Annotated in this window: 26 protein-coding genes and 2 pseudogenes; 16 read left to right on the top strand and 12 right to left on the bottom strand. The window is 57.5% G+C overall.

What is annotated here, in order from left to right:
* The first annotated feature begins 41 nt into the window (after window positions 1–41).
* Window positions 42–1,115 (top strand): NAD(P)-dependent oxidoreductase, encoded by a 1,074-nt coding sequence (locus tag QTO30_RS11240; protein ID WP_340424223.1) that lies wholly within the window; start codon window positions 42–44, stop codon window positions 1,113–1,115.
* Between the two features lie 27 nt (window positions 1,116–1,142).
* Here QTO30_RS11240 and QTO30_RS11235 read toward each other — a convergent pair.
* A pseudogene (locus QTO30_RS11235) lies at window positions 1,143–3,170 on the bottom strand (FAD-dependent oxidoreductase).
* A gap of 156 nt (window positions 3,171–3,326) precedes the next feature.
* On the opposite strand from QTO30_RS11235, the gene QTO30_RS11230 reads away from it, so the two are divergent.
* The 3 genes from QTO30_RS11230 (at window position 3,327) to QTO30_RS11220 (ending at window position 5,714) form a co-directional block, all read left to right on the top strand.
* Complete coding sequence (locus tag QTO30_RS11230) at window positions 3,327–4,310, top strand: fatty acid desaturase (RefSeq protein WP_340424222.1); 984 nt, start codon at window positions 3,327–3,329, stop codon at window positions 4,308–4,310.
* Window positions 4,307–5,149, top strand: a complete 843-nt coding sequence (locus QTO30_RS11225; RefSeq protein WP_340424221.1) for a sugar phosphate isomerase/epimerase family protein — start codon at window positions 4,307–4,309, stop codon at window positions 5,147–5,149. Before QTO30_RS11230 ends, QTO30_RS11225 begins: the two co-directional genes overlap by 4 nt.
* 88 nt (window positions 5,150–5,237) lie before the next feature.
* Window positions 5,238–5,714 (top strand): hypothetical protein, encoded by a 477-nt coding sequence (locus QTO30_RS11220; protein ID WP_340424220.1) that lies wholly within the window; start codon window positions 5,238–5,240, stop codon window positions 5,712–5,714.
* A gap of 141 nt (window positions 5,715–5,855) precedes the next feature.
* Here QTO30_RS11220 and QTO30_RS11215 read toward each other — a convergent pair whose 3' ends face one another.
* From QTO30_RS11215 to ilvD, 5 genes and pseudogenes are all read right to left on the bottom strand, one after another.
* Window positions 5,856–6,347, bottom strand: coding sequence for a fasciclin domain-containing protein (locus tag QTO30_RS11215; protein WP_340424219.1), 492 nt, complete (start codon window positions 6,345–6,347; stop codon window positions 5,856–5,858).
* A gap of 129 nt (window positions 6,348–6,476) precedes the next feature.
* Entirely contained in the window at window positions 6,477–6,833 is a 357-nt protein-coding gene (locus tag QTO30_RS11210; protein WP_340424218.1) for a hypothetical protein, read from the bottom strand.
* Window positions 6,834–6,844: 11 nt separating this feature from the next.
* On the bottom strand, window positions 6,845–7,618 hold the full coding sequence (locus tag QTO30_RS11205; protein WP_340424217.1) for a DUF6478 family protein: 774 nt from the start codon (window positions 7,616–7,618) through the stop codon (window positions 6,845–6,847).
* Window positions 7,619–7,679: 61 nt separating this feature from the next.
* On the bottom strand, window positions 7,680–8,291 hold the full coding sequence (locus QTO30_RS11200; RefSeq protein ID WP_340424216.1) for a dihydroxy-acid dehydratase: 612 nt from the start codon (window positions 8,289–8,291) through the stop codon (window positions 7,680–7,682).
* A 5-nt stretch (window positions 8,292–8,296) separates the two neighbouring features.
* Window positions 8,297–10,031: pseudogene (ilvD, locus tag QTO30_RS11195) on the bottom strand (dihydroxy-acid dehydratase).
* A gap of 110 nt (window positions 10,032–10,141) precedes the next feature.
* Here ilvD and QTO30_RS11190 point away from each other — a divergent pair.
* The 7 genes from QTO30_RS11190 to QTO30_RS11160 all read left to right on the top strand — a co-directional run bounded on the left by QTO30_RS11190 (window position 10,142) and on the right by QTO30_RS11160 (window position 16,644).
* Window positions 10,142–11,047, top strand: a complete 906-nt coding sequence (locus QTO30_RS11190; RefSeq protein ID WP_340424215.1) for a CPBP family intramembrane glutamic endopeptidase — start codon at window positions 10,142–10,144, stop codon at window positions 11,045–11,047.
* Window positions 11,048–11,107: 60 nt separating this feature from the next.
* Entirely contained in the window at window positions 11,108–12,052 is a 945-nt protein-coding gene (gene accD / locus QTO30_RS11185; protein ID WP_340424214.1) for an acetyl-CoA carboxylase, carboxyltransferase subunit beta, read from the top strand.
* Between the two features lie 29 nt (window positions 12,053–12,081).
* Window positions 12,082–13,323 (top strand): bifunctional folylpolyglutamate synthase/dihydrofolate synthase, encoded by a 1,242-nt coding sequence (locus QTO30_RS11180; protein WP_340425921.1) that lies wholly within the window; start codon window positions 12,082–12,084, stop codon window positions 13,321–13,323.
* Entirely contained in the window at window positions 13,323–13,502 is a 180-nt protein-coding gene (locus QTO30_RS11175; RefSeq protein WP_340424213.1) for a hypothetical protein, read from the top strand. The genes QTO30_RS11180 and QTO30_RS11175 overlap by 1 nt, the downstream gene beginning before the upstream one ends.
* Window positions 13,503–13,545: 43 nt before the next feature.
* Complete coding sequence (locus tag QTO30_RS11170) at window positions 13,546–13,827, top strand: hypothetical protein (protein WP_340424212.1); 282 nt, start codon at window positions 13,546–13,548, stop codon at window positions 13,825–13,827.
* 278 nt (window positions 13,828–14,105) lie between these two features.
* On the top strand, window positions 14,106–15,800 hold the full coding sequence (locus QTO30_RS11165) for a tetratricopeptide repeat protein (RefSeq protein ID WP_340424211.1): 1,695 nt from the start codon (window positions 14,106–14,108) through the stop codon (window positions 15,798–15,800).
* Window positions 15,757–16,644, top strand: coding sequence for a 4-(cytidine 5'-diphospho)-2-C-methyl-D-erythritol kinase (locus QTO30_RS11160; protein WP_445327143.1), 888 nt, complete (start codon window positions 15,757–15,759; stop codon window positions 16,642–16,644). Before QTO30_RS11165 ends, QTO30_RS11160 begins: the two co-directional genes overlap by 44 nt.
* Window positions 16,645–16,677: 33 nt before the next feature.
* Here QTO30_RS11160 and QTO30_RS11155 read toward each other — a convergent pair whose 3' ends face one another.
* Genes QTO30_RS11155 through QTO30_RS11140 form a run of 4 tightly spaced genes read right to left on the bottom strand, consistent with a single transcriptional unit; the run spans window position 16,678 to window position 19,295 of the window.
* The gene (locus QTO30_RS11155) at window positions 16,678–16,866 is read right to left on the bottom strand and encodes a hypothetical protein (protein WP_340424209.1); all 189 of its coding nucleotides are present in this window, start codon (window positions 16,864–16,866) and stop codon (window positions 16,678–16,680) included.
* Window positions 16,863–17,537, bottom strand: a complete 675-nt coding sequence (locus tag QTO30_RS11150) for an HAD family hydrolase (protein WP_340424208.1) — start codon at window positions 17,535–17,537, stop codon at window positions 16,863–16,865. The genes QTO30_RS11155 and QTO30_RS11150 overlap by 4 nt, the downstream gene beginning before the upstream one ends.
* Window positions 17,527–18,084, bottom strand: a complete 558-nt coding sequence (rsmD, locus tag QTO30_RS11145) for a 16S rRNA (guanine(966)-N(2))-methyltransferase RsmD (protein ID WP_340424207.1) — start codon at window positions 18,082–18,084, stop codon at window positions 17,527–17,529. The genes QTO30_RS11150 and rsmD overlap by 11 nt, the downstream gene beginning before the upstream one ends.
* A complete protein-coding gene (locus QTO30_RS11140) occupies window positions 18,081–19,295 on the bottom strand; it encodes an NAD(P)/FAD-dependent oxidoreductase (RefSeq protein WP_340424206.1) in 1,215 nt (404 codons plus the stop codon). The genes rsmD and QTO30_RS11140 overlap by 4 nt, the downstream gene beginning before the upstream one ends.
* 94 nt (window positions 19,296–19,389) lie before the next feature.
* Here QTO30_RS11140 and QTO30_RS11135 point away from each other — a divergent pair, with 94 nt between their 5' ends.
* Window positions 19,390–19,902 carry a peroxiredoxin gene (locus tag QTO30_RS11135; RefSeq protein WP_340424205.1) on the top strand — a complete coding sequence of 171 codons (513 nt, stop codon included), beginning with the start codon at window positions 19,390–19,392 and terminating at the stop codon, window positions 19,900–19,902.
* Window positions 19,903–20,067: 165 nt separating this feature from the next.
* Here QTO30_RS11135 and QTO30_RS11130 read toward each other — a convergent pair whose 3' ends face one another.
* The gene (locus tag QTO30_RS11130; RefSeq protein WP_340425920.1) at window positions 20,068–21,357 is read right to left on the bottom strand and encodes an MFS transporter; all 1,290 of its coding nucleotides are present in this window, start codon (window positions 21,355–21,357) and stop codon (window positions 20,068–20,070) included.
* A gap of 508 nt (window positions 21,358–21,865) precedes the next feature.
* Window positions 21,866–22,483 carry a TetR/AcrR family transcriptional regulator gene (locus QTO30_RS11125; RefSeq protein WP_340424204.1) on the bottom strand — a complete coding sequence of 206 codons (618 nt, stop codon included), beginning with the start codon at window positions 22,481–22,483 and terminating at the stop codon, window positions 21,866–21,868.
* A 187-nt stretch (window positions 22,484–22,670) separates the two neighbouring features.
* Between QTO30_RS11125 and QTO30_RS11120 the strand changes: the two genes are divergently transcribed.
* The 4 genes from QTO30_RS11120 (at window position 22,671) to QTO30_RS11105 (ending at window position 25,011) form a co-directional block, all read left to right on the top strand.
* A complete protein-coding gene (locus QTO30_RS11120) occupies window positions 22,671–23,615 on the top strand; it encodes a homocysteine S-methyltransferase family protein (protein ID WP_340424203.1) in 945 nt (314 codons plus the stop codon).
* A gap of 37 nt (window positions 23,616–23,652) precedes the next feature.
* Window positions 23,653–24,330, top strand: coding sequence for a hypothetical protein (locus QTO30_RS11115; RefSeq protein WP_340424202.1), 678 nt, complete (start codon window positions 23,653–23,655; stop codon window positions 24,328–24,330).
* Window positions 24,331–24,400: 70 nt separating this feature from the next.
* Window positions 24,401–24,733: a hypothetical protein gene (locus tag QTO30_RS11110; protein WP_340424201.1), complete on the top strand. Its 333-nt coding sequence runs from the start codon at window positions 24,401–24,403 to the stop codon at window positions 24,731–24,733.
* A complete protein-coding gene (locus tag QTO30_RS11105) occupies window positions 24,730–25,011 on the top strand; it encodes a GNAT family N-acetyltransferase (protein ID WP_340424200.1) in 282 nt (93 codons plus the stop codon). The genes QTO30_RS11110 and QTO30_RS11105 overlap by 4 nt, the downstream gene beginning before the upstream one ends.
* Window positions 25,012–25,038: the final 27 nt, after the last annotated feature.

Below are 25,038 nucleotides of genomic sequence, written 5' to 3'. Positions count from 1 at the left end.
AAGGGGTTTCAGCCACGACTACCGGCCAAAGCACGCCGCAATTGACGCGACGCTTTGCGCGGTTGGGTCACCCTGCCCATCGGTTTTGCCCAGCGTCGTGGACACCATTGTCAAACCTGTTCGGTCTTTCTCGCGGGCACATCGCCACTTCCCTTTTCTCTCGCGGGGATAGAGATTTAAGCAAACGGCGACATCGGATAAATCAGGAGAGTGAAATGGCGAAAGAGAACATAGGTTTCATCGGTGTTGGGCTGATGGGCCACGGTATGGCCAAGAACATGTTGTCCGCCGGTCATGCTGTCACCGTGATCGCACACCGCAGTCGTACCTCTGTTGAGGATCTCATCTCTCATGGCGCGAAAGAGGCAGACAACCTCGTCGCATTGGCAGAGGCCTCTGATATCATCCATATCTGCGCGCCCGGCTCTCCCCAGGTTGAGGCCATTATCGCTGGGCTGATGCCGGGCCTGCGCAAGGGCTGCATTATTGTGGACTGTTCGACCTCAGACCCCACCTCAACCGAAAGGCTGGCAACCATGCTGGACGGGAAAGGGTGCTGCCTTGTTGATGCCCCGCTTGGCGGCACACCGGTGCAGGCCGAGGCGGGGGCGCTCAGCACGATGGTGGGTGCGCCAGATGACGTCTTTGCGCGGATCAAACCCGTGATTGACTGTTGGGCGGCAACCGTTGTGCATCTGGGGCCAACCGGGCTGGGCCACAAAATGAAGCTGATCAACAACTTTCTGTCGATGGGCTATGCCGCGATGTACGCTGAGGCGATGGCGCTTGGGCGCAAGGTCGGTATCAGCGTAGATCAGTTCGACAGCGTGATCCGTGGGTCACGGATGGACTGCGGGTTCTATCAAACCTTCATGGGCTACGCCCTTGAGGGGAATACCGAAGCGCATAAATTCACGCTGAACAACGCCTATAAGGATACAAGATATCTGGCGAAGATGGCGGATGATGCGTCAGTGGCGAACCCTGTTGGAACCGCGATCAAGAATTCCTTTGCCGCTGCCGTCAACATGGGTGGCGATGGGGCCGAAGACTATGTGCCGCATCTTGTGGACTACATTGCACGGCTGAACGGACTGCCACCCGGAAAGGACTGATACCCGGCACTGGTTCAGGGCAAAACGCTAAAGTGTTGCAGCCAGCCGCGTGCCCTGATCAATCGCGCGCTTTGCGTCCAGCTCTGCCGCCACATCTGCGCCACCAATAATGTGGACAGTGCGCCCTCGCGCGATCAATTCATCGGCCAATGTACGCTCTGGCACCTGACCAGCGCAAAGGACAATCGTATCTGCGGCGATCACTTTGGGGTTCTCGCGCGCCTCGCCTTGGCTGACATGCAGGCCTTCGGCGTCAATTTTTTCGTAGTTTACACCACCAACCATCTGCACGTTCTTCATCTGCAGTCCGGCACGGTGAATCCAGCCGGTCGTTTTGCCCAACCGCTTGCCGAGTTTCTCGGATTTGCGCTGCAGCAGCGTCACCTGCCGCACTGGCGCCTCGGGTTGCGGACCTTCTGGGCGCAGGCCACCGCGGGTCTGCGCAGGATCGCCAACGCCCCATTCCGCAAGCCATTCATCCAGATCCTCGGTCGGGCTTTCGTCTGTGACCAAATACTCGGCTACGTCAAACCCGATGCCGCTTAGCGCCCACAATGGCAACGCTGTTCCCGACATCGGCCTTGCCGCGTAGCACATCAATGTAGGACAGTACGTTCGACCCATCCTGACCGGGGATGGCTGGGTCACGCGGGGCAACGCCGGTGGCGATGATAATCTCGTCGAAATCGGCCAATGCGTCCGGGGTTGCGGTGGTGCTCATCCGCAGGGTGATCCCCGCCTTGGCGACCATCGTGCGATAGTAATCGACCAGCCCCCAGAACTCTTCCTTGCCGGGCACTTGCTTGGCCATGTTCAGCTGGCCGCCAATTTCATCCGACTTGTCAAATATCGTCACCGCATGCCCTCGCTCAGCCGCTGTCAGTGCGGCTGACAGACCCGCAGGGCCCGCCCCGACAACGGCAACTTTCTTGGCTGTCGTGGCGGCTTCTATCGTCAGCTCGGTCTCATGGCACGCACGCGGGTTCACCAGACAGGACGATAGCTTGCCGCTGAACGTATGATCCAGACAGGCCTGATTGCACGCTATACACGGCGCAATCTCTGCGGATTTACCCGCCTTGGCCTTCGCCACGAAATGCGCATCGGCAAGGAACGGACGCGCCATACTGACCATATCGGCGCAGCCATCCGCCAGCACACCCTCGGCCACATCGGGCATATTAATGCGGTTGGAGGTGATGACCGGAATCTGCACCTCACCCATCAGTTTTTTGGTGACCCAGGTGAACGCGCGACGGGGTACAGATGTCGCGATAGTTGGAATCCGCGCCTCATGCCAGCCGATACCGGTGTTCAGGATCGTCGCACCAGCCTTCTCAATCGCTTTGGCCAATTGTACGACCTCTTCCCAGGTCGATCCATTCGGCACCAGATCAATCATCGACAGACGGTAGATTACGATGAAGTCGGTGCCGACGGCTTCGCGCACCCGGCGCACAATCTCCACCGGCAGGCGCATGCGGTTCTCGTAAGAGCCACCCCAGCGGTCCGCCCGCTTGTTGGTGTGGGTGACAAGGAACTGGTTGATGAAATAGCCTTCAGACCCCATCACTTCGACCCCGTCATAACCTGCCTCTTTCGCGCGGGTCGCTGCGGTCACAATATCGCCGATCTGCTTTTCGATCCCGTCCTCATCCAGCTCCTTCGGCGGGAAGGGCGAGATAGGGGATTTCACAGGCGAGGGGGCCACACAGGCGGGCGAATAGGCATAGCGGCTTAAGCATGCAATATCTGCATCGCGATCTTGCCATCCGCGTCGTGAACACGGTCCGTGACAATGCGGTGGTTGGCAATATCTTCGTCGGTGTAAAGACCTGCCGCTCCCGGAAAAACACCACCTTCGGGGTTGGGGGCCATGCCGCCTGTGACCATCAAAGCGACATCGCCCCGTGCGCGTTCCGCATAGAATTCGGCCACCCGGTTCCAATCCTTCGTTTCTTCCAGCCCGGTGTGCATCGAGCCCATCAGCACGCGGTTTTTCAGGGTCGTGAAACCCAGATCGAGAGGGGACAGAAGATTGGGATAGTGGGTCATGAAAGTGCCTCCGCTTGTGCTGCAATCATGGCGAATGCCGACGCCTGCGTCACCCTCAACGTCGCGTAATATGTGCGGCAATCTGGCCTGCGCGAAAGGATTTGCCAAACGGGCGCGCTAGGCTAGGCTGATCGTCGACAATGAAGGAGGTGGAAAATGGAAGCGAGCTTTTCCCGGCGCAAGTTACTGACACCAACTGAACTGCGGGCTTTGTCAGAACGCTCTGACCTACGAGGTGGGCTGCAAATGACCAGCCATATGGGCGCGATTGTCATCGTCGGCGTCCTGCATGCGCAAGCGATGGGCACCGGTTGGGTCTGGGTCACAGGCCTTGCTTTGGGCGTTTTGTTGAACTTTCTTTATGCCGCACAGCATGAACTGTCGCATGCCACCGTCTTCAAAACCCGCAAACTGAATGAGGTCTTCGGCCGTATCATCGGTTTCATCCAAGTCTTCCCGCGTGACTTCGACCAGATCATGCATTTTGCCCACCACCAATATACGCAAGACTGGGAACGGGACGGAGAACTGGTCCGCGAACCCTATACGCTGACAACCTATCTGCTTTGGCTTAGCGGGATCACCTATTGGCGCAACCGCATCTTTGGTGTGATCCGCCGTGCAACGGGCACCATTATTGAACCGTTCATTCGGGCCGAGCAAGAGGCAAGGGTGATCAAAGAAAGCCGTATACATCTGGCGGGTTACGCGCTGATTGCGCTGGTCTCAATAATCACCGGCTCGTGGGCGGCGCTGACATTCTGGATTATCCCGATGGTCCTGACCAAACCAATCCACCAGATGCAGAACACAATTGAGCATCTGGGCCTGAGCCACGAAAACGACATCATGGAAAACACCCGCTCGACACGGGCCAACGCCCTGCAAAACTGGCTTTGCTGGCAGATGCCTTACCATACGGCACACCACACGTTCCCTGCGGTACCGTTCTGGAAACTCCGCGAGTTGAACGACCGGATCGAAGAAAAGGCGGGCGAGGTCCACCGCATGGGCTGGCTCGAATTTCAGGTCGAAGTGATCCAGAAACTCATGGCCAAGGACGAAAGTCAGTACCCAATGGACGAAGTCTGGATCATCCCGCGCAGCGGTGGCCGCGTGACACGGATGCCAGCAGAGTGAGGCAACTAAAGGTCTACACATCGCTCTGGGCAATGCAGCCGCATGACCAGAGCGGCGTGAAACTGCCGCACGATCAGGTTTGCGAAATGGTCGCCGAGGCCGGTTTTGACGGCATGGCGATTGATCTGGGCGCGTCAGATGTAGCCGTTGCCCATGCGGTCAGACCACATATGGAGGCGAATGGCCTCACGCCGCTTATAGTAGCTTTCCCCAAGACAATCGAAAGCCTTGAAGACACGCTGTACATGGCCGCCGACTTTGGCGCGCCCTTTGTCGATGTGATCGGGCAAGTGATGCCCATAGCATTAGATGATATGGTGCCGGTGGTTGAGACATGGATAGGTATGGCCCATAGGATTGGCATACCGGTTCAGTTCGAAACACACCGCAACTGCATCACCAACGACCTTTACACGACATTGCAATTGCTTGATCGCATCCCCGAGATGCGGATCTGCGCCGACCTGTCACATTATGTCGTCGACCGCGAGTTCTGGTTTCCTTTGTCCGATCACGACATGGGGCTGATGAGCCGCATCCTGCAACGCTCTGACAGCTTTCAGGGCCGGGTCGCGTCGCGACAGCAAATCCAACTGCAACTGGACTTCCCCCAACACCAAAAATGGGTGGAGCTGTTCAAAGGCTGGTGGCGCGAGGGACTGGCGGATTGGCGCGCGCGGAACGCATCAGGCGACTGCATCTTTGTCTGTGAGCTTGGGCCACCTGAATACGCAATGACCGGGGCCGATGGGCGTGAGATGTCAAACCGCTGGGAAGAGGCGCAGGTGATCAAAGGTTGGGTGCGCGAGATTTGGGATGAACTGGGCGGGGACGACTAGTTGCCTCCGATTGCGAATTGTGGCCGACCAGCATTTGAACCCTAGAGGCGGACAGCGCGCCTTTCATGCGATTGAATTTGATATTCAGATGACCAGACCTTTCGATTTCAAACCAATTGACCCCGAAACGCGGCTCACCACCATTCATGCTTTGAAAGCATGGATGATCGCGAACCGGTGCAATGGGTGGTCTTACGACATCGGGGGGTCCACCATTTTCGAGGGCTATCGACTGATCCAAAACGCGGCTTCTTTCGATTGGGTTTATACCGAACGCGGCGTTGAGAGCGTGGTGAAACGCTTTGCGCAGGAAAGCGATGCGGTAGCTTATGCCTTTGCGCAAATCAGGCGTGATGGGTTTGCTTGGGCATATCACGTTTGTTCCGTCCGAGAGCTGGCACAGCGCGACGCAATCAAGCACGAACTCGAAAGCCGGAACATTGGCTACTATGACGATGCCATCCCATATGGCGGGATGAAGGATATGCGCTATCGCATCTATGTTCACGTGTCCGACGCCGATGCAGTGACTGATCTGGTATCAAAGTATCATGACGTGACATAGACAAAGCACCGTTACTGACATGCGTATCTGCGAAGAAGAAACCCCACCGCTTTGCAGCGATGGGGTCGCGTGGCACCGTGCAGGGCGGCCCGGGCGCTAATTCTGGGGAGAAGACGCGACCAGACCGGTGGTGAGGTCGCCCTATGGCAGCAGCACGCTGTCGATCACGTGGATCACGCCGTTTGAGGCGATGATGTCCGCTGTGGTGACGTTTGCATCTTCGACTTTCACGCCGTTGCGCCCGTCAATATGCACGTCGGCGCCGTTCACGGTTGCAACGCTCAGACGCTGACCAGCCAGCTGGTCAGATGTGACCGCACCGGGGACAACGTGGTATGTCAGGATCGCTGTCAACTGATCCTTGTTCTCTGGCAGCAGCAGACTGTCGACCGTACCGGCTGGCAAGGCAGCAAACGCTTCGTCGGTTGGTGCGAAGACGGTGAATGGACCTTCGCTCTTGAGTGTGTCGACAAGGCCAGCGGCCGTGACGGCTGCAACCAATGTGTTAAAGCTGCCGTTGGAGGCAGCGATATCGACGATGTCGGGTTCCTTGTCCATCATCGGCGCACAAGCGGCGGCAATGGCAACGCCAGCGGCAAGAAATGTGGATTTGATTGCAAAGCGACGGTTCATTGGGTGTTCCTTTCGTTCCCTGTTAACGATGTTGTTACGGGACGAGAGGTGCACCGGTTGTCATTCTGACAATGAGTTTATGGGGTGTATTAAACTCATCCAAAGCAACGGCCGATACGTAGCGTGACGCTACGTTTCTGTAGCGTGCTTGCGGAACGCTTTCTTTAACACTTCCAATTCGCTGCGCAGCAACGAAATCTCGGCACGCAAATCATCGGCAAGCGGTTCGCCACAGACAATGGCAAAGCTGCTAAGCGTTGTCCCGCCAGCATCGCCAATCACAAATGTCTGTACACCGTCGCTAAGCAACGCAGGTGGGATCGGGACGGTGATGCGCCACGCACCATTGGTGGTGTCGCGTGCATAAGTGACCTGATCAAGTGTTGTGCCAAGATGTGTGATACGCAGATCGGGTTGGGCGTCGCCTGCGCCGATCAAATCGCCCCGCCAGATACCTGCCTTGATCTGTGTGTTGAGAAACTGCATTGGATGGGTCCTTAGATTTCAGCGCGTGGATAACGACACAGCGTCAGGTCACGGATGTAGATCTTGTTCATGGCAGGGCTTTCGATCATCAGGTCAATCCACATCCGCTCGGCCCGCCGCTCATTCAGGCCGCTATAGGCTAGATCGAATTCCACCATGGTTTCGGGCTTGGCGCCAGGGAGCGTCAGCAGGATCTGTTCGGTGTTGGGTCCGTTCTTTACGTTCAAACGGGTATGGATCGCCGTGGGCTGTTCCCGTTCGATGACCGCAGCCAATCGGATCAAATGTGTCTTTCGGAGCCCCGCGCATGATTCCTCAGGGATTTCAACGACCAGCGACAGGTAACTGCCCGCAAAGTGAAAGGTCTCAAGCGAAACCGCAAAAGGGGCCAGATCCGTATCGCGCGTGTTGCGGGTCTGGCGCAAGGTGATCTCGGCATCCTTGCAATCATGAAAGATTACCAACTCGTTCGTCAGTTCCATTTTAGTCAGAGCTGGCGCAATTCCCGCCGGGATGATGGGCGCCCGCCATGGCTTGGGGCGCCATGCCCAATCTGTGCCCGGCGGCTGGGGGAAGGTCTTTGATCCGATGCGCGGTAGCGCCAGTCTGCCGTCAGCCTCATGCCTGAACCTAGCGACTGCCCGTGCCAGCCTTTTGGCAGTATCGTTTTTGTTGTCCAGCGCCGCCAGATTTGTTTGCGCTACCCTTTGCGTCGCCTTGCGCCAATGCGCGATCGTGCGGCGCTGCAGGAACCGATCAAAGGGGCCTTGAAAAGGGAATGGCATGCGCGGTGTCTTTCCTTATCCGCTGGCAATTGTGCCAAACAAGAGGGCAGTTGGAAACCGCCTAGACCTCTGGTTGGCTGGTCTCGGTATCGGTGGTTGCGGCTTGTACGCCAGCAAGGATCAGTTTGAGCAGGGTCGCGCCCGGTCCATCCCCAAGCGGGGCAACCGCCAGTCCACGCACACCGATGGTGACCAACCGGCCATTGACGTTGGTGAAAGCGCGCCATTCTTCATTCTGCAATCCGGCAAGCGGTGGCGGGCTGCTGTCTGTGAAATGCACCATCACCTGACTGTTGAAGGCTTGGCTCGACAGAATTTCGACAGTGCTGGCATCGCCTGCTTGGCTGAGAAGGCTGACGCCCTCATCGGTGATCAAAAAGTCGCGCAGCGCCAGCTCATCTGCCGCAGCATTGCCGCTTTCGGCAGGGCCCACCTGTACGGTCGCAACCCCGATGACATCGGGCGCAACGGAATCCGCCCCCAAGCTCGTGCACGGCGCCAGAACTGCGAAATCGCTTGCGGGCTGGCTTGAAACATCGTCGACGCAATAGCCGACAGGCGTGGTCGCGACCACATCTCCCTGACCCAGCGAAACAGACCGCGTGGCGGTAGTGAGAGGGGTGCAGGCCGCGATGGCCAGCACCCCCAAAGGCACAACGATGGCACGGAACATCAGGGTCAGAGATCCATGTAGATGTGTTTTTCGTCTTTTGCGCCGGGGTGCGTGACCGCCCCAAGACGGGCACCACCGACGAGCTGCGCGTACTTCCATAGCGCACCGGAGGCATAGATCGTCTCCTTCGGGCCCTTCCAGTTCGCCGTGCGCGCGGCCAGTTCTGTGTCGCTCAGGTCTACCGTCAACGCGCCCGTGATTGCGTCAATGGTAATGACATCGCCATTCTCCAACAAACCAATCGGACCACCATGCGCGGCCTCTGGCCCGACATGGCCCACGCAGAACCCGCGCGTCGCACCGGAAAAACGGCCATCGGTGATCAGCGCCACCTTTTTGCCCATACCCTGGCCAGACAACGCGGCCGTCGTCGCCAGCATCTCGCGCATCCCCGGCCCACCGGATGGGCCCTCGTTGCGGATGACGAGCACTTCGCCTTCTTCGTACTGGCGTGCCTTTACCGCCTCGAAAGCGTCTTCTTCGCTTTCGAACACACGGGCGGGGCCGGTAAAGGACTGTTCTTCCTTCGACATCCCCGCGACCTTCACAATCGCCCCTTCCGGGGCCAGATTGCCCTTCAGGCCGACAACGCCACCCGTCGGCGTCAGCGGTGTTTCGACAGGATAGATCACCTTGCCGTCCGCTTCGCCTTCGATCATATCCAGTTCTTCGCCAATGCTGCGGCCCGATGCAGTCATGCAATCCTCATGGATCAGACCCGCCTTGCGCAGTTCTTTGAGTACGACAGGCACGCCACCGGCCTCGTAAAGATCCTTGGCCACATACTGGCCGCCCGGCTTGAGATCGACAAAATATGGGGTGTCACGGAAGATGTCGCAGACATCCATCAGGTCAAAGTCGATCCCGGCCTCATGCGCAATCGCGGGCAGGTGCAAACCGGCATTGGTGGAGCCACCTGTGCAGGCGACAACACGCGCTGCGTTTTCCAGCGACTTGCGCGTCACAACATCGCGCGCGCGAATGTTCTTTTCGATCAGGTTCATGACCGCCTCGCCCGAGGCAATGCCATACTGATCGCGGCTTTCGTAAGGGGCAGGTGCACCAGAGGAGTTCATCAACGCCAGACCAATCGCCTCGGACACACAAGCCATGGTGTTGGCTGTAAACTGGCCACCACAAGCACCGGCCGATGGGCAGGCAACACGCTCGAGCACTTCTAGCTCCGCATCAGACATATTGCCTAGCCTGGTGTTTGCCCACCGCTTCGAACACGTCCTGCACCGTCACGTCTTTGCCATCCAAACGGCCCGGCAGAATGGAGCCACCGTAGATGAACACAGAAGGCACGTTCAGACGCACCATCGCCATCATCATACCGGGCAAGGATTTATCGCAACCGGCAAGACCGACCAAAGCGTCGTAGCAATGGCCGCGCATCGTCAGTTCAACCGTGTCCGTGATCGCCTCACGCGATGCCAGAGAAGAGCGCATGCCCTCGTGCCCCATCGCGATGCCATCGGTAACGGTGATTGTGGTGAACTCGCGGGGTGTACCGTTGGCTTTTTTGACACCCAGCTTGACCGATTGTGCCTGACGGTTCAGCGCGATGTTACATGGTGCGGCTTCGTTCCAGCAGGTCGCGACACCAACCCAAGGCTGCTGGATTGCCTCTTCATCCAGGCCCATGGCATAAAAGTATGACCGGTGCGGCGCGCGCGACGGCCCTTCGGTGACGTGACGGCTGGGTAGGTGTGTCTTATCGACCGGGGTCTTTTGCATCTGGGGTGTCTCCTCGAAACTGCTAGAAACGGTCTAAATAGAGGGCCGCCGAGGTGCAAGCCCTCGCAGCGGCGGTTGCGCAAGGACACAAAGCCTGACAACAGTTTGCCATGCCCCAAGACTACGCCCCGCACGAAGACTTCATCCGCCCGGCGCGGGGTGAACCAAGCTTGCGGTATGTGTTTTCAGTCGCCGTCATCTGCGTCGTGACATTCATGCTGTCGCCGGTCCTGATCTACATATTGCTGCCGTCACCGTTGAACGATGATATCTTTGAGATGACCACACCACTGGGCACGCTCCTGTCGTTTGGGACGTTCGGAATAACGGCCTATGTTGTCGTCAAAACCATCCGGTTCTTTCACAGGCGCGGGTTTTGGTCACTGATCGGGCCTTATCGCACCGCACTTGCAGATATACGCAAGGTGGCGATCGCCGTTGTGGCGAATCAGTTTTTCGTACAGATTGTGCTGCCCTTCGGGTCTTGGGGCGACGTTGCCGAAGTGCGGCCCATCGCCCTTTGGCTGGCATTGGTCCCGCTCAGCCTGTCGGTGATTTTCATACAGGTCAGTACCGAAGAACTGGTCTTTCGGGGATACCTGCAGCAGCAGCTTGCCTGCGTCTCGCAGAGCCGGTGGGTCTGGATGTTTTTGCCCTCCATCGCCTTCGGGACCATCCACTATTGGAACGGGAACAGCGCGCCCGAGGGCTTTGTCTACGCTTTCTGGGCCGGTCTGCTGGGGGTGGCCTGCGCCGACCTCACTGCGCGGACCGGATCGCTTGGGGCGGCCATCGGGCTGCATTTTGGCGTCAATGTCGTAGCGATCATGTTCGTCGGCATTCAGGATTGGCCATTTTCTGGACTGGCGCTGGTGCTGATTACCTATTTCGATCCAGATGTGCTGAGCGCAGAGATTATAGCGGAAGGCATGACTTGGGTGATCCTGAGCATGATCATGTCCGCCGTCTCGGTCCTGATCGTCTGGCTGGTGGCACGTATCACCATTCGGCGCTGATTGCATTTCATGACGCCCCGTCATATTTGATGGGGCAACACCCCTGAGAGGCCGCGCCTTATGAACTGGATTACCAACTACGTCCGCCCTACCATCAACTCGCTTTTTTCACGCCGCGAGGTGCCGGACAATCTTTGGACGAAGTGCGACAACTGCGGCACGATGCTGTTTCACCGCGAGCTGGCCGATAACCTGAATGTCTGTACCAACTGTGATCACCATATGGCGATAGGTGCGCGCGACAGGCTGAAGTCGATCTTCGACGGCGGTATCTTTGTTGAGGTTGCTGTGCCCGAACCCACCGCCGACCCCCTGCATTTCCGTGACCAGAAGCGCTATACCGACCGGATCAAGGAAGCGCGCAAAAAGACCGGCGAAAAAGACGCGATGCTGGTGGCCGAAGGCGAAATGGGCCGCACAGGCGTCGTTGTTGCGGTGCAGGACTTTTCCTTCATGGGCGGGTCGATGTCGATGTACGTTGGCAACGCAATTGTTGCCGCTGCCGAGCGTGCCATTGAACTAAAACGCCCACTGATCCTGTTTTCTGCTGCCGGTGGTGCACGGATGCAGGAAGGTATCCTTGGCTTGATGCAAATGCCACGTACAACCATCGCCGTGCAGATGCTGAAAGAGGCGGGCCTGCCGTACATCGTTGTGCTGACCCACCCGACGACCGGAGGTGTTACGGCGTCCTATGCCATGCTGGGTGACGTACAGATTGCCGAACCTAACGCACTGATCGGCTTTGCTGGCGCCCGCGTCATTGAACAGACCATCGGAGAAAAACTGCCCGAAGGGTTTCAGCGCGCCGAATATCTCTTGGATCATGGGATGCTTGACCGGGTGACGAAACGGACGGTTTTGAAGGATGAGTTGGTGACGATTGTGCGTTTGTTGATGAAGCAGGACACCCCCGTGAAAGGTGATCTGCCTGCCCCTGAAATCAAGTCTGATGCCGCGGCCGCAGCCGAAGCGCCTGACAAGCCGGCGGAAGAAGCCAAGTGATCCAAACCTCTGACGTGATCCTGGAACGGATGATGGCCTTGCATCCCAAGGTCATTGATTTGACCTTGGACCGTGTCTGGCGGCTGTTGGAGGCCGTCGGAAACCCGCAAGACCGCCTGCCGCCCGTGATCCATGTGGCCGGGACAAACGGCAAAGGGTCCACCCAAGCCATGATCCGCGCGGGACTGGAGGCGGGTGGATCGAAAGTGCACGCCTATACCTCCCCGCATCTGGCGCGTTTTCACGAGCGAATCCGGCTGGCGGGCGATCTTATCACTGAAGAGGCGCTGACCGATGTGCTTGATCGGTGTTATGTGGCCAACGGGCCTGATCCGATCACTTACTTTGAGATCACGACCGTCGCTGGTTTGCTGGCGTTCGCCGAAACCCCTGCAGATTACACACTGCTTGAGGTCGGCCTTGGCGGGCGTCTGGACGCCACCAATGTCATCTCCGATCCCGCGATCACCATCATTACCCCTGTTGATTTGGACCACCAGCAGTTCCTCGGTGATACGCTTAGGGCCATCGCGGGTGAAAAGGCCGGGATTATCAAGCGCGGTGTACCCTGTGTTGTCGGGCCGCAGCATGAAGAAAGCATGGATGTGATTGAAGCAAAGGCCGAGGCGCTCGGCGCTCCGCTACTCGCGTATGGGCAGCACTGGCATGTGAGTGTGGAGCGTGACCGGCTGGTCTATCAGGATGAACGCGGTCTGCTTGATCTGCCGCTGCCAAACTTGCCCGGGCCACATCAGGTGATGAACGCAGGCGCAGCGATTGCCGCTCTGCGCGCGCTCGGCCGCGACGCGGCGGCCTGCGAAGCGGCAGTGACCCGCGCCTACTGGCCAGCGCGGATGGAAAAGCTGACTGAAGGTGCTTTGGTCGATCTGGCTGCCCCGGCAGAGCTTTGGCTGGATGGTGGGCACAATCCGGCCGCGGGACAGGCACTTGCCGACACACTCCGCGCGCAACCGCCAAGACCAACGCATCTGATCTGCGGGATGCTCAACACCAAGGACATTGGCGGCTACCTGCGGCATTTGGCCGGGGTGGCGAAGACACTGATGGCTGTTTCAATCCCCGGCGAAACTGCAACGATCCCTGCCGCGCAAACGGCGGCAGAGTCGGAAATGGTGGGCCTGCCAGCGCGCGAAGCGACTGATGTGAAAACGGCGATTGCGACAATTGTCAAAGACACGCCGAACGCGCGTATCCTGATTTGCGGGTCGCTCTATCTGGCAGGGCATGTGATGCGGGAGAACGGCGCTTGATGAAAGGTTTGATCGCAGCAGCCTGTGTGCTGGCGACTGGTGCGAACGCGGCAGATTTCTATTTCTGCTGGGACGGGGCGAACGGCTATACCATGACCGGGCAGATGAGCATCAATCCCGCGTCATTGAACAAACCGATTGTGACGCAAGACGACGTCACGCTGTTCAAGATCGCTTAGCTATCATGACGGACAGCTGCTGGGCAAATGGGATCTGGCGAACATGGCTGAAGATACCAGCTGGGTTTTGAACTACGATCCGACGCGCAGTGTCTTCATGACGCCCGGTGAAATGGGGCTGGGCGTCAGCCAGGCCTGGAATGCCGACGGCACGGCGACTGACTGCGGCAACCCCGGTTTTGGATTCAACCTTGGGAACTTTGCGCAGGATTTCTGCCTGAATGGCGTGTGGTTGGAGGAAAGCGGGATGCCGCCCGAGACCCCGTTTCTGGTCAGCCCGGTGCCGGTTGATCCGCTTTGCCGGGTCTATGCGCCAACTAGTTGACCGATTCGCGAATCAGTCTCTTGACGGCGAATCACTTCATCGCGTAGTGTCACTGGTAACGTGAAGCGCCATAAGAAATAGGCGCGTGCGAGCAGTATTGGCAGGGCGAGCAGATGGGCCGTAATGGCCTGTCTTCTTGTTTTTTAGCGCCTTGGGCCCTGACAGCGGAATTCACCATACTCGCAACATCTTGCCGCCACGACTTTGTACAATTTGCATGGCAGCCTTTCGCTGACTAGGGTGAGTGGACAGGCAGGGAACGGCGGAGTTTAACAATCGTGAAACGTATATTTGTTGGGGCAATTGCGGCCTTAGTGATCGCAGGGGCCAACCCTGCCGCTGCGGATCAGGATGCTGGCGCTTATCTGGCGGCAAGGCAGGCCGGGCTGGCCAACGATTTTGCGCAGGCCTCACAGTATTTCGCGCAAAGCTTGCTGACTGATCCGTCCAATCCCTATCTGCTTGAAAATGCGATGACGTCATTTCTGGCCTTGGGTGACGTATCGCGGGCGATCCCAGTGGCTCAGTCAATCGTGGACGACGGCTATGACAGCCAGATCGCAAACCTGACCCTAATGATTGCTGCCGCTGAAGCGGGAGACTGGGCGTCGATTTTCAATAGCCTTGAAATGGGACACAGTGTTGGCCCATTGGTGGATGGTCTGGCCAAGGGCTGGGCGCATCTGGGGCAGGGTGACATGGCAGAAGCCATTGCTAGCTTTGATCAGGTCATCGCAACAGAAGGCATGGCGGTTTATGGATTGACCCACAAAGCCTATGCGCTGGCCTCTGTCGGTGATTTTGAAGGGGCCGAGGCCATCCTTTCCGGGTCAATCCCCGGCGGCATGCGGTATAGCCGTCAAAGCGCGATGGCCCATGCTCAGGTCCTCAGCCAGTTGGGCAGCAACGACGATGCTTTGCAGATTGTTGATGCTGTTTTCGGTGGACAGATTGACCCCGGCATCGACCAACTGCGCGTGCGGCTGTCCGCAGATCAGGCTGTGGCCTACAGCGCGGTACGTTCGCCCGCGCAAGGTCTGGCTGATTTGTTCCATGTGATCGCAGGGCTTATTCAAGATGATGCCGCAAAGCAGTTCACGCTGATGTATGCCCGCGCCTCAGTCTACCTCTGGCCCGAGAATACGCCCGCTGTCTTGATGACCGCCGGTTTGCTGGAAGAGCTTGAACAATATGATCTGGCCAATGCGGCCTATTCGACCATCGCGCGCGACGATCCGTCGTTTCATGCAGCCGAGCTTGGCCGGGCCGAGGTGTTGCGCGCCGCGGGCCGCAAGGACGCAGCGATCGAAGTGCTTGAGGCACTGACGCGTAGCCATCCTGATTTGCCAGAGGTCTATGCCACCAAGGGTGATACCCTGCGACAAGCCGAACGCTATGATGAGGCCGTCACAACCTATTCCCGTGCGCTGGAGCTCTATGATGAAGGGCACAGTTCGCGTTGGTTTGTGCATTTCACACGCGGCATTTCCCATCACAAAAGTGATGACTGGCCCGGGGCCGAGGCCGATTTCCGGGCCTCACTTGCGCTGCGTCCGGACCATCCACAGGTGCTGAACTATCTGGGCTATTCTCTGGTCGAGCGTGGCGAAAAGCTGGATGAGGCGTTGGGCATGATTGAAACAGCTGCTGCTGCACGGCCCGACAATGGGGCCATCGTGGACAGTCTTGGTTGGGTCTATTTCCAACTGGGCCGTTACGAAGAGGCGGTCGTCCACCTTGAACGCGCAGCCTCGCTCGAACCTGTCGATCCGGTGATCAACGATCATCTGGGCGATGCGCTTTGGGCCGTGGGCCGCGAAATCGAGGCGCGTTTCCAATGGCAGCGTGCCTTGTCCTTTGCCCCAGAAGAGGAAGAAGCACTCCGTATCCGTGACAAGTTGCAACGTGGGTTAGATCTGGTTTTGGTCGATGAGGGGTTTGCCCCCATTCGGATCGCCAGTGGCGACGATTAAGGCCAGCGCCCCCGCCAAGGTCAATCTGACCTTGCATGTGACCGGTCAGCGGGATGACGGGTATCATTTGCTCGATAGTCTGGTGGTATTTGCAGATGTCGCTGATCAGATCAGCGCCAGCGTCGCACCTGATTTGCGCATGACAGCAAGCGGCCCTTTTTCGACAGGGGTGCCCACCGATCACACCAACCTGATCATGCGCGCAGCAGAAGCTTTGCGCTCTGTCCGTGGTGTCACCAAAGGCGCCGCACTTGCGCTCGAAAAGCACCTGCCACATGCTGCAGGTATCGGGAGCGGGTCGTCTGACGCCGCCACCACCCTGGCGATGCTGGCTGAACTGTGGCAAGTCGCTCCGTTACCTGCCACCGCGCCTGAAGTTGTCGCTTTGGGCGCTGACGTGCCCGTTTGCGTCGGCGCACCACGCCCTGTGCGCATGTCCGGCATTGGCGATGTCCTGTCCCCAGTTGCGGGATTGCCGGACTGCGCCATGATCCTTGTGCGTCCACCCGTCGAGGTCCCGACCGGTCCGGTGTTTCAGAGTCTTGCCACCAAAGAGGGCAAACCCATGGACGCACTGCCAGAGGGGCTGGACTACGACGCGTTCATCCGGTGGCTCGCCGCGCAACGCAATGATTTGCAGATCCCCGCAGAGGCCATTGCACCCGAGATCACAGAAGCCATCGACAAACTGAAATCACTGCCCGCTGTGTCCTTGGCGAGGATGTCCGGCTCTGGGTCCACCTGTTTTGCGCTGGTTAAGGACATGGCAACTGCGCGGCACGTTGCGCGGATCGTGCAGGTCGCCAAGATGGATTGGTGGGTTGCACCTGCCGCTTTGCTCTGACGGCGCATAATTTTCGTCAAAAATCTTTGACGTTCACCCGTCGTTGATTGGCTGATCCATCCGTTTCCAAAGCAAACTCAACAACGTTTCCCCCGCCAACGGGTTCACGCAGTCCGAAATCAGGACGGGTGCACCAAATGCTAAGGGCGTGGGTAGCGGAATGCTAGGTGGCGCTTGCATGGCCACAGGTGGGATACTGGCAAAATCAGTCGCATCTGTCATAGCCGAACCTTAGCGAGAGAACCTGAACCGCGCAAACTCAGTAGTCGCGCGATCTCTGCCATTGACTGGACTTGGATTGCGCCGGTGCCGTCCAATCGATCCGGATCCCCATCCGCCACATAACCAAAGCACCGAATACCTGCAGCCTGCGCAGCGCGACATCCTGACGGCATGTCGTCGATCATCACGGTTTGCGTAGCTGCAACCCCCATATCCGCCATGATCTTGAATAGCATATCCGGCTTTGGTTTCGGCCCATGCTCATGCCCCGAATAGATACGCCCTTCAAACCGCGACCACAGCCCAGAGGGACGCAATGTGATTTCCATCTTCTGCATTGGCCCGTTGGAGGCAATGGCAATCGCGATCCCGTTTGCCAACAGATTATCAATTAGGGCGTCAACTCCGGCGATGAGCGCAACTCCATGCCGCAGCGCGCCAAAGACCTCATCATAAATCGCGTTGAGCCACCCGTCAGGCAATACCGCTCCGCGCTTCGCCGCTTCGATCCCGACAGAAGCCATGGTTCCACCAGGGAATAGCGTGATGATCTCGTCCTCTGCGATTGTTAGCCCGTACCGCCCTAGAAAATCGGCAATGATCTTGTTTGTCACAGCCTCCGTGTCGACCAACACGCCATCGCAATCGAAGATGACCAATTTAGGCGTCATGACACAGAAAGCTGACCCACGTGTCGCCATAGCGGCGTTGATCCAGGCCGGTGAAGCCGGGTGGCGCAATTTGCGGATTGCTTTCCTCCCAAACGATCACTGCGTCAGGCGCGAGCCATCCGGCGGCCTTTGCAGTCGCCAGAGCTTTGCCGCCTAACGCCTGTCCATAAGGGGGATCAAGGAACACCAGCTGACAAGCTTCACCCTGCGGTAGCTTAACAGCATCGACACCCAGTACGGTTGCGTCGTCTTGCCTGCGCAACTTGGCAACGTTTTCGCGGATCAGTTTCTGCGCGACCCGCCCGCTGTCCACCAAGGTGACATGGGCGGCACCGCGCGACAGTGCCTCCAATCCCAATGCACCAGTCCCTGCAAACAGGTCCAGCACCCGCATATCATTGATCGGATCGCCAAAGCGTCCGCCTTGCAGCACGTTAAACAGGCTCTCGCGGACCCGGTCTGTGGTGGGGCGCAAATGCGCGCCCGCATCGCCCTTTCCGACCGCTGCCAATGCAGTTCCGCGATAGGTGCCGCCAATGATCCTCACGGTTTCAGCAGGGCTTTCATATCAGTGGCCGGATCGGTGATCAGCGCCGGATCGGGACTGCGCCCTGCTTCGATCAAGCGCTTGCCGATCATGTAGTTGCGTGGATCGTTCATGGCATCAACGGCGAGCAACGTATCGCCCTTGTAGTACCAATTCGACTGCACACCGGGGGCATCACCCATGCGCACATGGACATCCGTGTAGCCGATGTTCAGACCCGCAATTTGCAGTTTGCAGTCGTATTGATCCGACCAGAACCATGGCTTGGGTTTGTAAGGTTGATCTCCGCCTGCGATATTCACGGCGACCGCCTCGGCCTGATCAATGGCGTTGCCCACACTTTCCAACCGGATGGTTTGGCCGCCAAACAGGCACGACGCACAATCGCCCGCCGCCCAGATATGCGGATCAGAGGTGCGACCGTGACTGTCCGTCGTGATCCCATTGCCCACATCAACCCCCGCACTCTCGGCCAAGATTGTTGCAGGCGTGATCCCGACGCCGACGACAGCGAAATCAATGGCCAGCTCGGTACCGTCCGTCAGGATTGCACCTGTGACATGGTCATCACCCAACAGGCGGTCGAGGCCGACCCCCTCCCGGACATCAACCCCATGCGATTTATGAAGCGTGCGGAAATAATCGGAGGTCTGTGGTGCCGCCACGCGTTGCAGGATACGATCAGCCATCTCAACCAGCGTGACCTGCAGCCCTAGCTTGGAGGCTACCGCTGCCGCTTCCAGCCCGATGTAACCGCCACCAATAATCAACACACGCTTGCCTGCGGTGAAGGCCGGGGCCATTGCGTCAGCATCACTCAAGTCGCGGACAGCGAGCACACCGTCCAGCATCCCGCCAATCGCCGCAGGCAAGGTGCGCGGATGTGCGCCGACCGTCAACGCCAGCTCATCATAGGCCAACGTCTCGCCATCGCTCAAAGTCACCGTCTGCGCAGCACTGTCGATCCCCGTCACACGGGTGTCCAAACGCAAGGTGATATCCTGATCGGCATAGAACTCAGCGGGGCGCAGATAAAGCCGCTCCTCGGCCATCTCCCCAAGCAAATAGGCCTTCGAGAGAGGGGGACGTTGATATGGGGGCACCTTCTCGGCCCCGATCAGTGTGATCTGCCCTTCAAACCCAACGGCACGCAATTTTGCGACAAGCGACGCACCGGCCTGTCCGGCGCCAACGACAACAACATGAGGCATGCGGGGGTTTACCTTTCGATCTGACTGGTACTTGTTCCTGCAAACTCTATATGTGAAGCGACAGCAGAAACAATTGCGAACGAGGGCTAGCGATATGACAATCAAGACAGGCGACACTTTGCCAAATGCGACATTGCTGCAAATGGGCGGTGATGGTCCGGAACAGGTGGTTCTGGCCGACAAGCTGAAGGATCGCAAAGTCGTGCTCTTCGGCCTGCCCGGTGCCTACACCGGCACGTGCTCTACGGCCCATGTGCCCAGCTTCATGGTCACCTTCGATGACTTCAAAGCCAAAGGGGTGGATGAGATTATCTGCGTCGCCGTCAATGACCCCTTCGTCATGCAGGCCTGGGGCGAAAGTACCCGCGCGACCGAAACGGGGATCACCATGCTGGCCGATGCGGAAAGCGCATTCACCACAGCCATCGGCATGAACTTCAGTGCGCCACCTGTCGGTTTTGTGGATCGGTCGAAACGCTACGCTATGCTGGTCGACAACGGCGTGGTTGAGATATTGAACGAAGAACTCAGCCCCGGCGAATGCGAAATCTCGGCAGGTGAGACATTGCTGGCCGCCATGGATTATCAGGAAAAGGCACTGGACTAGATACTGTAAGACCCGCCCAAAAGGGCCGGTCCCTTACAATCTTTCCGCGCAGCACGGCAGGCCGCGACGGGAGTGCGATAGTGGTCTTTTTCGTAAATGATGCATTTCGACAAGAGTAGGGTTTGAGCCCAAAGTGGCCGATACTGAACCGCGTACGAACGTCAGTTATTCGGATTCTACGGCCAGCCGTCTGACCAAAACCAAGATCAGCATCACTGCGACGAACAGAAACCCGGCCCCCACAATCCATGCGATGGGTGTAGAATAGATTTCAGCGACAGTTCCTGCCAAAACCAGACCCAATGCGCCCCCCAACTGTTGTATCAGCGATCTTAGCGATAGCATGGTCGACCGCTGACGGTCTTCTACGCAGCGATGCAGAATGCTGCTCGCCGGTGTTTCGCTGACACCAAGGATGACAGAATACAGGACGAATACTGTCACAAAGCCGATGATACTGCCTTGCAACGCCAATGCGATCTGAACGCCTGCCAGGCAAGCGAAGGTCGCAGCCAGCGTCATGGCGTGCCGCCGCTTGAAGATCCGGCTGATGTGCGGAGACATGGATGCGCCGAAAGCGATGGAGAAGAAATAGGTCGCAGTGACGACACCGATGATGGTGTTTGCGTAGCCCGCATCTAACATGGGTTTTGCGTGGGTCGGCCAAAGCACCTCGACTGGGTTGGTTGCCATCAGAAAAAACGCCAACGCTGCCAGCAGGATCGACAGAGCCGGATGTTTAAGAGCCAAAAGGCCCGCGTCTTTTATCACCGTTGGAACATTGGCGAAGCCGTGCATGAGTGAAGCGACGTTCCTTGGACGTGGTTTTTCGACAATGGCCAACATCGTGAAAACAAACACGCCCAACATCACGCCAATGCTTGCCAGGTAGGACACATCATAGATGCTGAACCCGAGGCTTTTTGCGACCTCGCCCAAAACATCGGGCAGAAGACCTCCGAGGACGGCGCCCATAGCTAGCCCTACTGCGTTAGCCCATTGCGCTTTGGCCAGCGCGGGCTGGACGTCTACATTAGGTGCGCGGGCCTTGAAGGTTTCAACAAACCACGCGTCGAGCGTGCCTGACCTGAGCGCGCGTCCAAAACCGATGAATGCAAACGAAAGCGCCAGCACATGGAAATCACGTGTCGAGAGAAAGAGCGCGAGTGAAATCAAGCTGGCGACGACTGCCGTCAAAAAGACCGGCTTGCGGCCAATACTGTCGGCAAGACCGCCAAACGGCAGCTCCATCGCCATTGTCGTGAGCGAGTAGACCCCAAAGAGAAGGGAGATTTGAAAGAGGTCCATGCCACGGTCAGTCAATGCCAGAGCGACAACGGCGACTGTCAGTCCCATCGCAAAACGGTCAAGGCACTGGTGCAACTGAAACACGCGAATGTGCCGTCGCGCTGACGGGTTCAGTGCTGCGAAAGAAAACTCGATTTCGGTGGCCATCTTTGCAGCATCGTCGTTGCTGTCGACAAGCACAATACCTCAGGCGAGCGGCAACCTGTTTCGCACGACAAAGCGCCGTCCGAACACTTGCAAAGAAAGGCTGCAAAGGGCCGCGTCTAGATCCTTGACCGCACAATCCTTGTCGCACCGCAGTGTGAAGACCTGAGCATGTGCAGTATCATTCGTGCTGCGTTAGCGCGCAGCGAGAAACTCGAATTCACAGATTAGGCTCTTAGAGGCCGAATGCACTCGCAGATGTACCACTAGCAAGTGCGCGCTAGGAACGGCTCTTCAATTTGACGCAATAGCCTCGATGTTAACGCGGTGCCGACGTCTGGTTTTGGCGGGAGGATTGTGGGTCCGATCAATGCGGACGCATCTGCGCCTAAAAAGCGTGGCCTCTACAAAAGAAAGTAATCTCAAACTGAGACACTACCACGAATTTGACCAATGCTGCGGAGCCGATGACTGTTTGCTTCGAGTTGGCGAGCCTTGTCGACAGCAATGTTCAAAAGGGCTTTGGCGCAAACAGGAGTTTCAAATACGTCCTGAACAACATGATCTGTTCAGATGCACTATTGTGCTCACGAAGGGCACGTTGAAGTACCAATCCACCTTCTACCACTCCGGACACCATGTCGCCCAAAGCATCCATATTGACAACTTCCCGGGGTTCATACTTCTCGGCGATTTCTTCAAACATCCCCCTGAACCGCTTGCGCCATCCCAGAATGGCTTGCCGGTTCAACTCGCGAACGCCGTCGTCAAAGAGCCGATCCTGATATGCTGTCGATGCTATCACGCAGCCGGGGTGCCCTTCGGGCATGTCCTCAAGCATCTCCGCCAACAGCTTCAGCCCGATCAGCATGCAATGCAGCGGGTCGTCGTTTAACTCCCGCGCCCTGGCAAAGAGATCGTCATAAAGCGCGTCTTCATTTTCGATGTACCGCTCCAGCATTGCGCGCGCCAAGGCGTTCTTATCCTTGAAGTGGTAGAAAAATCCGCCACGCGATATCTCCGCACCTGCAACAATCTCTTCAATTGAGGTTGCTTCAAACCCTTTGTCCAAAACAGCCGCCTCGGCGATGTCGAGGATTCTGCTTCGTGTATCGACTTTTTGGTCCACGGCGTGCCTCTCACTGTACTGCGAGTCCAGTTGACCGCATTTCGGAGATAGGACGTATCAACTGTCTTTCGATTACCGACTGAATTTACAGCAAAAATTGAAATGAAACAACCGGACCACGCGACAACTATCAGTTGGCACAAGGTCAGAAGTATCTCCTTGGCACAAACAGACAAGGACAGCTTCGATGCGCATTCAAACACTGAAAGAGACCCGCCGTTTCTTCCTCTCTGACGGAGGACTGGAGACATTTTTGATTTTCGATAAAGGCTATGAATTGCCCTGCTTCTCGGCAGCGGTGTTGTTGGAGACAGATCAAGGCCGCGCTGATCTGCGGGCTTACTTCGAGCGGTTCATTGATATCGCAAAAACGTCCGGTCGTGGGTTCATTCTGGATGCACCGACCTGGCGCGCGGGAACCGCATGGGCTGGGCCACTTGGTCAGACGCTCAAGGAGGTTATGGAGACGAACAGACGGGCGGTCTCTTTTGTCTCTGATCTACGTACGCAGCACGAAACCGGCGACTGCCCGATCCTTATCAATGGATTGGTAGGCCCTGCGGGCGATGCATATGCGCCGGACACTGAGATTTCTCAGCAAGACGCGTTGCTGATCCACGCACCTCAGATTCATGCGCTTGGCAAGGCGGGCGTTGATATGATCAGTGCCATGACGCTGACCCATGCAGGTGAAGCCATCGGCATCGTCCAGGCTGCGCAGGAAATCGATGTACCTGCTGTCATCGCCTTTACGCTGGAAACCGATGGACACTTGCCGTCGGGCCAATCGCTCGGTGATGCGATCGCCGAGGTCGATGCCGCGACTGACAGTGGCCCGCTTTACTACATGATCAACTGTGCGCATCCGGATCATTTCCGCGACGTGCTGGATACCACCCAAGCATGGACCCTGCGCATTGGCGGCATTCGGTCCAATGCGTCACGCCAAAGCCATACCGAGTTGGACGAAGCCGAAACCCTCGATGACGGCAATCCGGCAGAGCTTGGCAAACTTAGCGCGGATCTTCTTTCGCGCCTTCCCAACATCCGGGTTTTGGGCGGTTGCTGCGGAACCGACCACCGGCATGTGGGCTGCATTGCGGCGCATGACCATCCGCTGACTGCAGCCTGACACTTACTAAATCCAAAACACACTGAAAGGACTTCAAATGTTCAAGACACTCATTACTTCAACAGCTCTTGCTTTGTCACTGACGACATTCGCGAAAGCCGAGGCCCCCGTGGCCTTTGACGTGGCCGAAGATCACACCCGCATTCACATGGCAGCCGCGCCTGTACATGAAAACGGGATGCCTGCACACGGCAATGCCTTTGTCAGCCAAGGCTATATCTACCCCGAAGGCACGCTTTCTGACGGGACCGTGGGCGTTCTTGAAGATGGCAGCCCAGCGTTCCCGGATCTCGTTTTGGGCACTTGGACCTGTGATGGCTTCTTCGTCGGTGAAGGCGGCAATGCGACGACCGGCGTCTGGATCATCAGCCGCCAGACCTTTGCCTTCAACGACGGAGCGACTGTCGTAACGCAAGGGACTGAGATTGCCGATATCGGTCAGCCAAACCTGCGCCCCGTCACCGGCGCAACAGGAGACTTCGCCAAAATGGGCGGCGGACTGACCCAAACAACGCTTGGTTTCAATGACTTCTGGGGCCTCAGTGCAACCTATTCATTTGAAGGGACCGCAGTGGTCCCGGTTTTGGCCCAAGACGCTGCATACCATATCGGCGGGTTCGAGCAGGCACCGGCAATCGAAGATGACCACTTGGAATGGGACTCCGGTGCGCCGGTCGGGCCCATTTTTGATGACAGCGTCATCCCCTCTATCTGACGCCGAAAAGAAAAGGTCGGGCATGTTCTTACGCCCGACCAATCACAAACATGCCAATTAGGTTAGAACAATGAACGTACAATCCTCACTTTCAATCCGACAAGCCGATACTTTGGATGCCGAAAGCCTAGCCAAGCTGATCAATCTCGCAGGCGAAGGCATCCCGAATTGGCTTTGGACCCGTTCCTGCTTTGAAGGTCAAACACCGCTCGAGGTCGGCATAGAGCGTGCAAAACGCACAACTGGTGGGTTCTCTTACACAAACGCTTTGGTCGCCGAGCCATATGGGCACCCAATGGGAATGGTCCTTAGCTACGCAATAACCGAAGCGCCAACCGAAGACCCTGACGATCTGCTTAAGCACCGATTGCCCCCTTTGTTGCGCTCGAAAAACTGTCAGTGAACACATGGTTCATCAATGCGTTGGCTGTTTTTGAAGAAGGACAAAACCAAGGCATAGGCTCGCAACTTTTAGCGGCCGCAGAAGATCAGGCCCGTGACAACGGCTTCGACAAGATGAGTATTCAAGTCTACGCGCAGAACACCGGCGCGGTGCGCTTGTATGAGCGCCTTGGCTATGTGCGGGTCGCAAGCGACCCTGTGCGGCTACACCCAAGTCCGCCCTACTACACTGGCGATGTTCTCTTGCTGATGAAAACCCTTGAAGGCCGCGCTGCCTGAGGCAGTGGATTTACGAAAGATTTGGTT

This window comes from Yoonia sp. GPGPB17 (assembly GCF_037892195.1).
GTDB lineage: Bacteria > Pseudomonadota > Alphaproteobacteria > Rhodobacterales > Rhodobacteraceae > Yoonia.
This window is presented reverse-complemented; position numbering and strand designations above follow the sequence as displayed.

Excerpts from the sequence above, each read along its gene's own strand:
- QTO30_RS11170 (WP_340424212.1), top strand. The coding sequence starts at position 13,546 with ATGGCTGAAGATACCAGCTGGGTTTTGAACTACGATCCGACGCGCAGT.
- accD (WP_340424214.1), top strand. The coding sequence starts at position 11,108 with ATGAACTGGATTACCAACTACGTCCGCCCTACCATCAACTCGCTTTTT.
- QTO30_RS11160 (WP_445327143.1), top strand. The coding sequence starts at position 15,757 with ATGAGGGGTTTGCCCCCATTCGGATCGCCAGTGGCGACGATTAAGGCC.
- QTO30_RS11130 (WP_340425920.1), bottom strand. The coding sequence starts at position 21,357 with ATGGCCACCGAAATCGAGTTTTCTTTCGCAGCACTGAACCCGTCAGCG.
- QTO30_RS11190 (WP_340424215.1), top strand. The coding sequence starts at position 10,142 with ATGCCCCAAGACTACGCCCCGCACGAAGACTTCATCCGCCCGGCGCGG.
- QTO30_RS11205 (WP_340424217.1), bottom strand. The coding sequence starts at position 7,618 with ATGCCATTCCCTTTTCAAGGCCCCTTTGATCGGTTCCTGCAGCGCCGC.
- QTO30_RS11115 (WP_340424202.1), top strand. The coding sequence starts at position 23,653 with ATGTTCAAGACACTCATTACTTCAACAGCTCTTGCTTTGTCACTGACG.
- QTO30_RS11135 (WP_340424205.1), top strand. The coding sequence starts at position 19,390 with ATGACAATCAAGACAGGCGACACTTTGCCAAATGCGACATTGCTGCAA.
- QTO30_RS11155 (WP_340424209.1), bottom strand. The coding sequence starts at position 16,866 with ATGACAGATGCGACTGATTTTGCCAGTATCCCACCTGTGGCCATGCAA.
- QTO30_RS11150 (WP_340424208.1), bottom strand. The coding sequence starts at position 17,537 with ATGACGCCTAAATTGGTCATCTTCGATTGCGATGGCGTGTTGGTCGAC.
- QTO30_RS11230 (WP_340424222.1), top strand. The coding sequence starts at position 3,327 with ATGGAAGCGAGCTTTTCCCGGCGCAAGTTACTGACACCAACTGAACTG.
- QTO30_RS11200 (WP_340424216.1), bottom strand. The coding sequence starts at position 8,291 with ATGTTCCGTGCCATCGTTGTGCCTTTGGGGGTGCTGGCCATCGCGGCC.
- QTO30_RS11180 (WP_340425921.1), top strand. The coding sequence starts at position 12,082 with ATGATGGCCTTGCATCCCAAGGTCATTGATTTGACCTTGGACCGTGTC.
- QTO30_RS11220 (WP_340424220.1), top strand. The coding sequence starts at position 5,238 with ATGACCAGACCTTTCGATTTCAAACCAATTGACCCCGAAACGCGGCTC.
- QTO30_RS11215 (WP_340424219.1), bottom strand. The coding sequence starts at position 6,347 with ATGAACCGTCGCTTTGCAATCAAATCCACATTTCTTGCCGCTGGCGTT.
- QTO30_RS11175 (WP_340424213.1), top strand. The coding sequence starts at position 13,323 with ATGAAAGGTTTGATCGCAGCAGCCTGTGTGCTGGCGACTGGTGCGAAC.
- QTO30_RS11140 (WP_340424206.1), bottom strand. The coding sequence starts at position 19,295 with ATGCCTCATGTTGTTGTCGTTGGCGCCGGACAGGCCGGTGCGTCGCTT.
- QTO30_RS11210 (WP_340424218.1), bottom strand. The coding sequence starts at position 6,833 with ATGCAGTTTCTCAACACACAGATCAAGGCAGGTATCTGGCGGGGCGAT.
- QTO30_RS11110 (WP_340424201.1), top strand. The coding sequence starts at position 24,401 with ATGAACGTACAATCCTCACTTTCAATCCGACAAGCCGATACTTTGGAT.
- QTO30_RS11120 (WP_340424203.1), top strand. The coding sequence starts at position 22,671 with ATGCGCATTCAAACACTGAAAGAGACCCGCCGTTTCTTCCTCTCTGAC.